This window comes from Halomonas sp. MES3-P3E (genome assembly GCF_002836035.1).
GTDB lineage: Bacteria > Pseudomonadota > Gammaproteobacteria > Pseudomonadales > Halomonadaceae > Vreelandella > Vreelandella arctica.
Window position 1 is genome coordinate 1 of sequence record NZ_PJBT01000047.1, and the last position, 10,660, is coordinate 10,660.

The following is a 10,660-nucleotide window of genomic DNA, read 5'->3' on the forward strand; positions in this document are numbered from 1 at the left end:
TATAAATAAGCATTAAATCCTGATGGTTCACTTATATCACTATTAGTATTTTCACCGGAACAACTCGCTTCAAGGCCTTCATCAGCATTAATATTTTTTTCAAACGTTAAGATAGGCTGACCATTTTCATAAGCATCATAAATGGTGCAATCGCACCTTTGTGAAGTTCCTACTGTCACTTCTTCACAATTGAGTGAATAGCCACTATCACCACTATTTCCATTATCGCTATTACGCACACGTTCAATAATCGAGCTAGCTGCAAACACTAGCGTTTCTTGTTTTCGACTCAATTCATCGACTTTTTGAAACGTCTGAAATGTGGTGAGAAACAGTTGCCCTGCACCAAGAATAATGATGGTACCGATCGCCATTGCTACCATCAATTCAACGAGCGTAAAGCCTGTTTGCCACTGTTTTGACATCGCACGCCTCACAATTTAGGAAGACGAAAAGTGTATGAGAGGTCCGTCTCGATTTCGCCAGGACCATCATCTAAAACGACGCTGATAGTGAATTCACAATCCGTATCACCGGGGGATATACCACTATCTACCCAGTTAACATTACGTAGCGGGTTCGAGGCTTCATTATCATCCCACCACTCAACCCAAGCTGCCTCTACGTTATTGATGTCAATGTCAGTACAGTCTTCGCTGTTTTGTGCTAATCCGGGTAGCTCCGCCCAAAGCCGCTCCTGTGCATCTACTGCGGCGACCGTTACCACAGAGCGCTGGTAACCTGCGGTGGCACTTTGCAATGCTTTTAACTGCATAGCCGCAACACCAATGAGACCGATGGAGAGAACCAAAAGCGCGATGAGTGCCTCTATTAATGAAAACCCTCGCTGTCGTAACCTATACTTGCTCATTAGCTGCAAGCCTCTTCTTGTTCTCTTTCATCCTTATTGAGGCTTTCTACACGCCCTACTTCATTGACTAGAATGACACGGCAATCATCTAGCCCAGGATGATCTAGCCTGATTTTACAATCGCTGCTACCGCAATTTTCAGCTTTACCAAGCTCCTCAAATTTAACCGTTACATTAGCTTCCAACTGTATAGAGCCGTTGCCCATGCCATTTCTCGTTCGCGCGAGGGCCTCGTTATCGTCTTCAGGCTCTACGCTAAAGCGCCAGCGATTACCGTCTTGCTCAATTTCAAAATTGACCTCAATGCGCTGTGTAATTGCTTGGCTACGAGCATAATTTAGGCCTGACAAAACTGCATTCGCATCACTCGCTAGCTGCTGACGGGCAAGAAAGCCTGAGAACGAAGGAACCGCCACAGTAGCCAGAATGGCGGCGATGGCCAAAGTAATCAGAAGTTCAATCAGCGTAAAGCCGCGTTGATTCATAAGTTACCAGCAGTCGCGAGGAGTACGATCACCATCACTATGTAGCTCCAACGTCGCACACCCATCTTTCACACTGCCTACTTCCTCTTCTGTTGCACTGACTGTATAACTACCCGCATCGGCATCAATTTGATCAAAGGTATATAAGTCATTTGACTGACGACCAAGATGCTCATCGGCATCCGTACAGCCGTCATAGCTATAATTTTTGGTATAACAGCGCTCCAAATGGCTAGCGGCTTCCATCAGTACAGTTGTGGCGTCTGAGCGCTGGCTGCGTTCCACATAGCGGGTATAACTGGGGTAGGCAATGGAGGCGATGATGCCAATGATCACCACCACAATCATCAGCTCGATGAGGGTAAAGCCGCGCTGGCCGTTATGAGAAAAACGGCCAGTGGAAGGATGAGTAACGTAAGGCACGCGGCTTTGCTCCTGTATTAGTTGGCTCATACCGTTTCAGTATGTCGCAAACCCATACACTTTGCATTAGCTGCTGGCAATCACCTTTTCACGTAACTCTTTTGGCATGGAAAAAGTAATGGTTTCTTCGCGGCCTTGTAACTCTTCGGGCATAGCAGCGCCCATGGTTTGAAGCTTGGCAATCACCCCTTTGACCAGCACTTCAGGGGCACTGGCGCCAGCGGTGACGCCGATACGCGCTACATTCTCAAGCCATTGCGGGTCGATCTGATCGGCGTTGTCGATCAAATAGGCAGGTGTACCCATACGCTCCGAAAGCTCCCGCAAGCGGTTCGAGTTTGAGCTATTGGGGCTACCAACCACTAATAACAAATCACTCTGGGCGGCTAGCTCACGCACGGCATCCTGGCGATTTTGCGTGGCGTAACAGATATCATCATTACGTGGGCCTTGGATCTCGGAAAACTTGTCACGCAGCGCATCAATCACTTTGGCAGTGTCATCCATTGAGAGCGTGGTTTGCGTTACGAAAGCAAGCTTGGAGGGATCACGTACTTCCAGGTTAGCAACGTCTTTTTCGTCCTCGACCAAGTAGATACGCCCGCCGTGGGAGGTATCGTAGCGCCCCATGGTGCCTTCGACTTCCGGGTGCCCTTCATGGCCGATCAAAATGCACTCCTGCCCACGTTTGGCGTAGCGCAGCACTTCCAGGTGCACCTTGGTCACTAGCGGGCAGGTGGCGTCAAATACCTTCAACCCCCGCCGCTCGGCATCGGCTTGCACCGCTCGGGAAACACCGTGGGCTGAGAAAATGACAATGACGTCATCCGGCACTTCATCCAGCTCTTCAACGAACACAGCACCACGATCCCGCAGTGTTTCGACCACAAAGCGGTTATGGACCACCTCATGGCGCACATAAATGGGCGGGCCAAAGACATCCAGCGCGCGATTGACGATATCAATCGCACGATCCACACCGGCACAAAAGCCGCGCGGGTTGGCCAATTTAATTTCGATAGGCTGTGTTTGCTGCGTGCTTGTCATAAGAGCGCCTTGATGCGACGTAGCATCTGCTTAATGAGTGTTCACCGGCTTAACGTCCAGTACTTCTACTTCAAACGTAAGCGTGCGGCCTGCTAACGGGTGATTGAAATCCACCTCAATACGATCACCGTCAATGGTTTTGACCACACCTGGCAATTCCGTTCCCGCTTTATCGGCAAACGACATCACCATGCCAATTTCCGGGGGCTCGTCACCAAAATCTTCCCGCTTCAGGGTCTGAATATTTTGCGGGTTATGCTGACCGAAAGCATGCTCTGGGGTGATCTGAAACGTCCCCTCTTGACCCGCGGCCATGCCTTTAATCGGATGCTCAAAACCGGGCGGCAGATTCCCATCGCCCACTGCGAAGGTAGCCGGTGCTTTATCTTTGGTGGAGTCTACCAAAGTGCCGTCTTCCAGCTTTAAGGTGAAGTGCAGCGTCACTTCCATGCCATCATCAATACGGTAGTCGCTCATTACCATCCTTACCTGTCTATAAATGACTTTAAGTGAATGTCTTCTCGTTAGGACAGACCGCTATTAACAGACCTTCATGGTCAGACCGTTATGAAACGTTCCCGTGCGCTTTTTTACGCCGCCGCTCACCCATGATCGATTCCCAGATTAAAGCGACCGCCCCCAGGGTAATCGCAATATCCGCCACATTAAACGCCGGGTAGTACCATCCGGCGGCGTGGAAGGAGAGAAAATCGACTACATAGCCATGTACCAAGCGGTCATAAAGATTCCCCAGCGCACCCCCGATAATCAACGGCAGCGCGATCGCCAACAGTTTTTCATCGTGCTTGATGCGTGTGAGCCAAATGGTTAAGCCTACCGTCGCGCCAATCGCAATCAGGGCGAAGAACCAGCGCTGCCAGCCGGGGTGAGTGGCTAAAAAGCTGAATGCCGCGCCGGTGTTGTGTAGCAGTGTCAGATTAAAGAACGGCAACACTTCCACCGGCTGAGCATAGCCGAGCTGGCTGCTGGCCACGTATTTCGTGGCCAAGTCCAACACAATCACTACCACCGCTAGCCACAGCCAACGCAACGGCCGCTGCATCGTCGGCCGCGCGCTGGCATCGCTAGACGTATCCGTATCAGGCGTATTTCCTTCTTTAAGCATAGTAACGAGTCTCACCACTGCCTTCAGGGAGGTTGCTGATACAGCGGCCACATAGATCAGGGTGCTCGGCATGCGTGCCTACATCAGGGCGGTGGTGCCAGCAACGCTCGCACTTGTCGTTGTCGCTGGCTTTGACAGCCACTTTCAGACTCTCTAGATCCGTTGCTTCTGCATCGCCTGCATCAGCCAGGGGCTTAAGCGTGACTTCGCTGGTGAGCATGACAAAGCGCAGTTCATCGCCCAGTTTAGTCAGTGTCGCCTGAAGCTCGTCGCTCACGTATAGCGTGACCTCTGCCGCCAGGCTGCCCTTGATCACTTTGGCATTACGGGCGTCTTCCAGGCACTTATTGACCGAGTGCTTAACCTCCAGCACCTGCTCCCAGAACGCGCGGCCTAAATCAGCGTTATCGTCCAGGCTGCCCAGATCCGTATAGTAGGTCTCAAGCAGCACGCTGTCGCCGCGCTTACCGGGGATGTTTTCGTGGATCTCTTCGGCAGTGAAGGAGAGAATCGGCGCGATCCAGCGGCTCAATGCTTCCACTACGTGATAGAGCGCGGTTTGCGCACTGCGGCGTGAAAGTGAGTCGGTTTGCGTGGTGTATTGGCGGTCTTTGATGACATCTAAATAGAAGCCACCCAGTTCCCGCGCGCAGAAACCGTGCACCTGCTGATACACATCCAGGAAGCGGTACTCTTCATAGGCTTTTTCGATCCGCGCTTGCAATTGGTAAGCACGATCCACGACCCATTGATCCAGCGCCAACATATCGCCAAATGCGACTTGGTTTTTCTCTGGATCAAACCCGCTAAGGTTTGAAAGCAGAAAGCGTGCAGTGTTCCGAATCCGCCGATATACGTCTGACGTGCGCTTCAAAATCTCGTCGGAAACGGCCATTTCGCCAGAGTAATCGGTGGAGGCGACCCATAGGCGCAGAATATCACCGCCCAGCTTATCCATCACTTCCTGGGGCGCGACCACGTTACCCAGCGATTTGGACTGTTTGCGGCCCTGAGAATCGACGGTAAAGCCGTGGGTCAGCAGCTGACGATAAGGCGGATGACCGTCAATGGCCGAGCCTGTCAGCAGCGACGAGTGGAACCAACCACGGTGCTGGTCAGAGCCTTCCAGATAGAGATCCGCTCGCGGGCCGCTTTCATGGCCGTGCGGGTGCGAGCCACGCAATACGTGGCGGTGTGTGGTACCGGAGTCAAACCATACATCGAGTGTATCGGTGACTTTGTCGTAATCCGCCGCTTCCGCTCCCAATAGCTCAGCGGGGTCGAGCTTGAACCAAGCATCGATGCCTTCTAGCTCAACGCGCTTGGCCGCCTCTTCCATCAAACCAACGGTACGCGGGTGCAGCTCACCGGTTTGCTTATGCAAAAAGAACGGAATCGGCACGCCCCAGTTGCGCTGGCGGGAGATACACCAGTCCGGGCGGTTTGCAATCATGCTGTGCAGGCGCGCCTGACCCCAAGCAGGCGTAAACGCCGTGGCCTCGATGCCTTCGAGAGCACGCTCGCGCAGCGTTTTGCCGTCTTTGCCTTGAATATCCATGCCCACAAACCATTGCGCCGTGGCCCGGTAGATCACCGGCGTTTTGTGGCGCCAGCAGTGCATGTAGCTGTGCTTGATCGGAATATGCGCCATCAGCGCACCGACTTCGCGCAGTTTTTCGACGATCTGGGGGTTAGCTTTCCAAATCATCTGGCCGCCGAAGAACGGCAGGTCGTCAGCGTAAACGCCGTTGCCCTGCACCGGGTTAAGCATGTCATCGAACTCCATCCCATGCTCGCGGCAGGTCAAAAAGTCATCCATGCCGTAAGAAGGAGCGGAGTGAACGATACCCGTGCTGCCCACTTCTGACTCGACATACTCCGCCAAATAAACCGGCGAGAGACGATCATAAAACGGGTGACGGAAATTGATCAGATCAAGCTGTTTGCCTTGCGTCGTGGCAATCACTTCGCCTTGCAACCCAAAACGCTCTAAACAGCTTTCCACCAACTCTTCCGCCAGCAGCAATAGCCGCTCACCGGTATCGACCAGCGCGTAGGTGAACTCGGGGTGAACGTTCAACGCTTGGTTGGCCGGAATGGTCCAAGGCGTGGTGGTCCAGATCACTACCGCCGCCGGTTTAGACAGTTCGCTTAAACCGAACGCGGCCGCCAGCTTGTCGGCGTCTTCCACCGGGAAGGCGACGTCGATGGCGTCGGACTTTTTATCCGCGTACTCGACTTCGGCTTCCGCCAGCGCTGAGCCACAGTCAAAGCACCAGTTCACCGGCTTCAAGCCTTTAAATACGTAACCCGCGTCGACCATCTCGGCCAAGGCACGAATCTCGCCCGCTTCGTTGGCGAAATCCATGGTGCGGTACGGGTGATCCCAGTCACCGATAATGCCCAAACGCACAAAGTCGGCCAACTGCGTTTCGATTTGCGCACCGGCGTATTCACGGCACAGCTCACGGGCGTGTTCCGGCGCCAAGTGCTTGCCATGGGTGGTTTCTACCTTGTGCTCAATGGGCAAACCGTGGCAGTCCCAACCCGGCACATAAGGGGCGTCAAAACCGGCTAAATTCTTAGACTTAACGATGATATCTTTAAGAATTTTATTAACGGCATGACCGATATGAATACTGCCGTTGGCGTAAGGAGGGCCATCGTGCAGAACAAACAGCGGCGCACCTGCACGCGCTTCACGCAGGCGCTGGTAAATATTCATATCCTGCCACTGGGAAACCCGCCCTGGCTCTTGCTTTGGCAGCATGCCGCGCATGGGGAAGTCAGTTTCAGGCAAATTCAGCGTGTGCTTGTAATCCATAGTCCGGTCAGCCGTCGTTAGCATCAGCGGAATTTCCCGCCGAAGATGAATCAGAAGAAGCGGTCTCACGCCCAAGCGGGGCCGAGGCCAGCGGAAGAGAATAATCGTGGTTGGCCACTGCCGCCGAAAAATAGTGGCGAGCACGGGCTTGGTCACGTTCAATTTGCGCTTTCAGCGCGTCAAGGCCGTCAAACTTGACCTCGCCCCGCAGTCGCGTACAGGGGTATACCGTCATACGTTGGCCGTAAAGATCACCGGCAAAATCCAGCAGGTGCACCTCAAGGGTTGGCCGCTCTGAACCCACCGTCGGACGAAAGCCAACATTGGCAACGCCCTGGTGGCGTTCACCACCTTCAAGCTCAGCGACTACCGCAAAGACACCCCGCAGCGTTAACGGTTGGGGCAGCAGCGGCAAGTTGGCGGTGGGTACGCCAAGCGTGCGCCCCAACTGCTGGTCACGCACCACACGGCCATGCAACGAATAGGGGCGGCCCAGCAAACGCGCCGCGGCGGAAAAATTGCCGCTGGCCAGCAAGGTACGCACCCGCGTGCTGGACACCCGCTCGTCATCCACGGTAAACGTGCGCGTGTGCTCGACACCAAACCCCTGCTCGCGCCCTACTTCCGCCAGCAGCGCAAAGTCACCGCGACGATCACAGCCAAAACGGAAATCATCGCCGACCACCAAATGCTTAACGCCGAGCCCATCAATCAATACCTGATCGATAAACTCGCGCCCCGTCAGGCTGCGCAGCGTATCGTTAAACGGCAGCACCAGCACTTGTTCTGCGCCAAAATCACGCAGTAAACGCACTTTTTCTCGCAGGCGGGTTAACCGCGGCGGTGCTTGGTCACCGGCAAAAAATTCGCGCGGCTGGGGCTCGAACACCACCACTGTCAGCGGCACACTCCAGCGTGCGGCATGTTCACGGCACTGCTGAAGAATGGCCTGATGGCCGCGATGCACACCATCGAAGTTACCGATAGTCGCAACGCAGCCACGATGAGCCGCTTTCAAGTTGTGCAGACCTCGAATGACGCGCATGGCACCTCAGCCGTTGGGAGGACAAAGCCTCTGATTATAACGAACCCACACGCCAGGGTGCAGCGTTATGAGTGCATTTTAAAATGACGGATGCGTAAACCTAATGCTGCCAGCCACGCGAAGTAGAGTGAGCCGCCCATGACCACCAGCCCAGTGACCCAGCTTATCCGCTGCCACAGGCCAAAGGAGAGCCACGCTTGCCAGTCCGGCGCCACAAAATAGAGTGCCGCACACATTAACCCACTGCCCCCGATTAGCTGTACCGAATAACGCTTCCAGCCCGGCTGAAACACTAGCACACCCTGCTTATGCAGCAGGTAACCCAGCAGGCCAGCGTTCAAGAAGGCTGACAGCGCGGTGGCCAACGCCAACCCGGCATGCGCCAGCGGCCAAATTAGCAGCAGGTTAAGCACCATATTAGCGACCATGGCGATAATGCCTACCTTTACCGGGGTTTTGGTGTCTTGACGGGCAAAAAAGCCCGGTGCCAATACTTTGATCAGCATAAAGGCTACCAAACCGAAGGCGTAAGCGCGCAGGCTCATCGCCGCCATTTGGATGTCGTTGTCAGTCATCGCGCCGTAATGGAATAGCGTGATTAACAGCGGCTCAGCCAACACCGCCAGCGCTAGCGCCGCGGGCAAGCCTAACAGCAACACAATGCGAATAGCCCAATCGAGCATCGCAGCAAAGTGCTCTTTGGACTGGTCAGCATGTCGCTTGGAAAGCGCTGGCAAAATCACCGTACCAATCGCCACGCCAAACACGCCTAGCGGCAGTTCTACCAACCGGTCAGAGTAATAGAGCCACGACACGCTACCCGCCGCTAGCAACGAAGCCAAGACCGTATCCAACAGCAGATTAATTTGCGATACCGACACCCCAAACAGCGCAGGCCCCATCAATTTCAGTATGCGCCGTACGCCCTCGTGGGCAAAGTTTGGCCAGGGCGTGGGCATCAGCCCCAAGCGCAGTAAAAATGGCACCTGAAAAACCAGCTGAGCAGCCCCGGCGATCAGCACGCCCCAGGCCAGCGCCATGGCGGGCTCTTCCATTAGCGGCATCAAGAACAGCGCCGCACCAATCAGCGAAAGGTTAAGCAGCACCGGGGTAAACGCAGGCACCGCAAAGCGGTTCCAGGTATTCAGCACGCTACCGGCAAACGCGGTAAGCGAAATCAGCAATAAATAGGGAAACGTTAAGCGCAGCATATCCGCGGTCAGCGCTAGCTTTTCTGGTTCACTGCCAAACCCGGGGGCAAACACCCAAATCAACCACGGCGCGCAGAGCATTGCCACGGCAGTAATCAGCGCCAGCACTGCGGTTAAGCTACCCGCGGTCGCATTCAGTAGCGCACGTATCTCCTCCCGATTACGCTGGGTAGAGTACTCCGAAAGCACCGGCACGAAGGCTTGATTGAAGGCCCCTTCGGCAAATAGACGGCGCAAAAAATTAGGGATCTTAAACGCCACAAAAAACGCATCGGCGCCATCCCCTGCCCCTAATAAGGTAGCGATAACCACGTCGCGCGCCAGCCCCATCACCCTCGACAGCATCGTCATCGCACTGACGACGAGACCCGAGCGCATTAGCCCGCGGCGGACTATTGCGGTGTTTGAGGAAGTATTGGGAGCTTTCTTCGCTGTCATAAGCTATCCACAAAAGCCATCCAGAAAAACTGTCTAGAAAGACTGTCTAGAAAAATCATTCAGACACAAAAAAACCGGCCGCAGCCGGTTTTTTTATGGCGCCTGCCGGCTTACGCCGCCAGTGCCTTAATACGCTTGTTCAAACGGCTCTTCAGGCGAGCTGCTTTCTTCTTAGACAGCACGTCTTTGTCTGCAATACGGTCAACGACCGGCTGCATGGCCTTGAACTCTTCCATTGCCTTAGCGTGGTCGCCGGTGCTGATCGCTTTCACTACACGCTTGATGTAGGTGCGGACCATGCTGCGCTGGCTGGATTTCAGGACGCGACGGTTCTCGGCCTGGCGGGCGCGCTTGCGAGCTTGCTTGCTGTTCGCCACAGGGTATCTCCTTGGAGAATAAAGGTTGCCGAAAAAACGGCAACGAAATTAAATATGTGTTTGTCGGCTGCGCTATGACAGCACGACGTTCCGCAACATGACACTTCTCTAACAACTAGCTGATCAGGTCTATAACAACCAGTTGATTTGGCAGGCTTTTCCACCCTACCAAAACGTATAATAGGCAGTTAAATCGAGCTGCCCATTCACGGGTCTGTCTGAGAGGATGGCATAGTCTATCACGCACCATGCGCGCTTGCTAGCCGTTGTCAATGGTCGTTGATCGAGAATCCCAAGGTCGATGGGGTGATTTATGGATTCAAGCACGGCTTATTTTTGCACGCCAATTAAATTTTTCTGTTTTTTTATATATTTAAAGAGACATGTTCCGTACAAAAAGCATCATTAAAAAAGATTAAAGGAAGACACAAAACAACCTTAGCGTTACACTCTGAAGAGCACCATCGTGCTAGTCAATTAAAACTAGAAAATCTAGTATTAAGCGCTTTCCAAACTTGCCTAGCTGCCTCCTTGAGCACCACGTTGATCGATTTGCAACGTTCAACCAGCTCCATAAAAACAAGCTAATACAATTAATTCTAAAGCTGCTGCATGGCACGCCTTAAAAAGCAGTCGCATCTTATTACTTTTTAAAGTGGGGAAAATGAAAAACATACGCGTTCAACATAGCTTACCGAGCTCAGCGCGGACCAAGTCAACACGGCTAACCGCATGGAATAGTTAAAATAGCGCGGCGGCCATTACGTGGCCGCCGCTACCGAAGCTTTCGAGCCTACTCATTTGGGCAATGGT

The 10,660-nt window shown here is 53.6% G+C and carries 11 protein-coding genes; all 11 read right to left on the minus strand.

Translation table 11 applies throughout. The features are described 5' to 3' along the window. Positions 1–425, minus strand: a 425-nt coding sequence (locus CXF87_RS10675; protein WP_101146631.1) for a PilW family protein, incomplete at its 3' end; no start/stop codon positions are given. Between the two features lie 8 nt (positions 426–433). Then, positions 434–871, minus strand: a complete 438-nt coding sequence (gene pilV / locus CXF87_RS10680; protein ID WP_101146632.1) for a type IV pilus modification protein PilV — start codon at positions 869–871, stop codon at positions 434–436. Then, positions 871–1,356: a GspH/FimT family pseudopilin gene (locus CXF87_RS10685; protein WP_101146633.1), complete on the minus strand. Its 486-nt coding sequence runs from the start codon at positions 1,354–1,356 to the stop codon at positions 871–873. The genes pilV and CXF87_RS10685 overlap by 1 nt, the downstream gene beginning before the upstream one ends. 3 nt (positions 1,357–1,359) lie before the next feature. After that, the gene (locus CXF87_RS22260; RefSeq protein ID WP_101146634.1) at positions 1,360–1,809 is read right to left on the minus strand and encodes a type IV pilin protein; all 450 of its coding nucleotides are present in this window, start codon (positions 1,807–1,809) and stop codon (positions 1,360–1,362) included. A 36-nt stretch (positions 1,810–1,845) separates the two neighbouring features. Next, positions 1,846–2,826 (minus strand): 4-hydroxy-3-methylbut-2-enyl diphosphate reductase, encoded by a 981-nt coding sequence (gene ispH / locus CXF87_RS10695; RefSeq protein WP_101146635.1) that lies wholly within the window; start codon positions 2,824–2,826, stop codon positions 1,846–1,848. 30 nt (positions 2,827–2,856) lie between these two features. After that, positions 2,857–3,303, minus strand: a complete 447-nt coding sequence (gene fkpB, locus CXF87_RS10700) for an FKBP-type peptidyl-prolyl cis-trans isomerase (RefSeq protein WP_101146636.1) — start codon at positions 3,301–3,303, stop codon at positions 2,857–2,859. Between the two features lie 88 nt (positions 3,304–3,391). Next, positions 3,392–3,889, minus strand: a complete 498-nt coding sequence (lspA, locus tag CXF87_RS10705) for a signal peptidase II (RefSeq protein ID WP_101146639.1) — start codon at positions 3,887–3,889, stop codon at positions 3,392–3,394. 55 nt (positions 3,890–3,944) lie between these two features. Continuing rightward, positions 3,945–6,800, minus strand: a complete 2,856-nt coding sequence (gene ileS / locus CXF87_RS10710) for an isoleucine--tRNA ligase (protein ID WP_101146637.1) — start codon at positions 6,798–6,800, stop codon at positions 3,945–3,947. Next, positions 6,784–7,821: a bifunctional riboflavin kinase/FAD synthetase gene (gene ribF, locus CXF87_RS10715; protein ID WP_101146638.1), complete on the minus strand. Its 1,038-nt coding sequence runs from the start codon at positions 7,819–7,821 to the stop codon at positions 6,784–6,786. Before ribF ends, ileS begins: the two co-directional genes overlap by 17 nt. Before the next feature lie 65 nt (positions 7,822–7,886). Next, a complete protein-coding gene (gene murJ, locus CXF87_RS10720) occupies positions 7,887–9,470 on the minus strand; it encodes a murein biosynthesis integral membrane protein MurJ (protein ID WP_198556053.1) in 1,584 nt (527 codons plus the stop codon). Positions 9,471–9,580: 110 nt separating this feature from the next. After that, the gene (gene rpsT, locus CXF87_RS10725) at positions 9,581–9,847 is read right to left on the minus strand and encodes a 30S ribosomal protein S20 (RefSeq protein ID WP_008959243.1); all 267 of its coding nucleotides are present in this window, start codon (positions 9,845–9,847) and stop codon (positions 9,581–9,583) included. Positions 9,848–10,660 lie beyond the last annotated feature (813 nt).

Coding starts and splice junctions, on each gene's coding strand:
- CXF87_RS22260 (WP_101146634.1), bottom strand. CDS start 1,809: ATGAGCCAACTAATACAGGAGCAAAGCCGCGTGCCTTACGTTACTCAT.
- lspA (WP_101146639.1), bottom strand. CDS start 3,889: ATGCAGCGGCCGTTGCGTTGGCTGTGGCTAGCGGTGGTAGTGATTGTG.
- pilV (WP_101146632.1), bottom strand. CDS start 871: ATGAGCAAGTATAGGTTACGACAGCGAGGGTTTTCATTAATAGAGGCA.
- murJ (WP_198556053.1), bottom strand. CDS start 9,470: ATGACAGCGAAGAAAGCTCCCAATACTTCCTCAAACACCGCAATAGTC.
- ispH (WP_101146635.1), bottom strand. CDS start 2,826: ATGACAAGCACGCAGCAAACACAGCCTATCGAAATTAAATTGGCCAAC.
- ribF (WP_101146638.1), bottom strand. CDS start 7,821: ATGCGCGTCATTCGAGGTCTGCACAACTTGAAAGCGGCTCATCGTGGC.
- CXF87_RS10685 (WP_101146633.1), bottom strand. CDS start 1,356: ATGAATCAACGCGGCTTTACGCTGATTGAACTTCTGATTACTTTGGCC.
- ileS (WP_101146637.1), bottom strand. CDS start 6,800: ATGCTAACGACGGCTGACCGGACTATGGATTACAAGCACACGCTGAAT.
- fkpB (WP_101146636.1), bottom strand. CDS start 3,303: ATGAGCGACTACCGTATTGATGATGGCATGGAAGTGACGCTGCACTTC.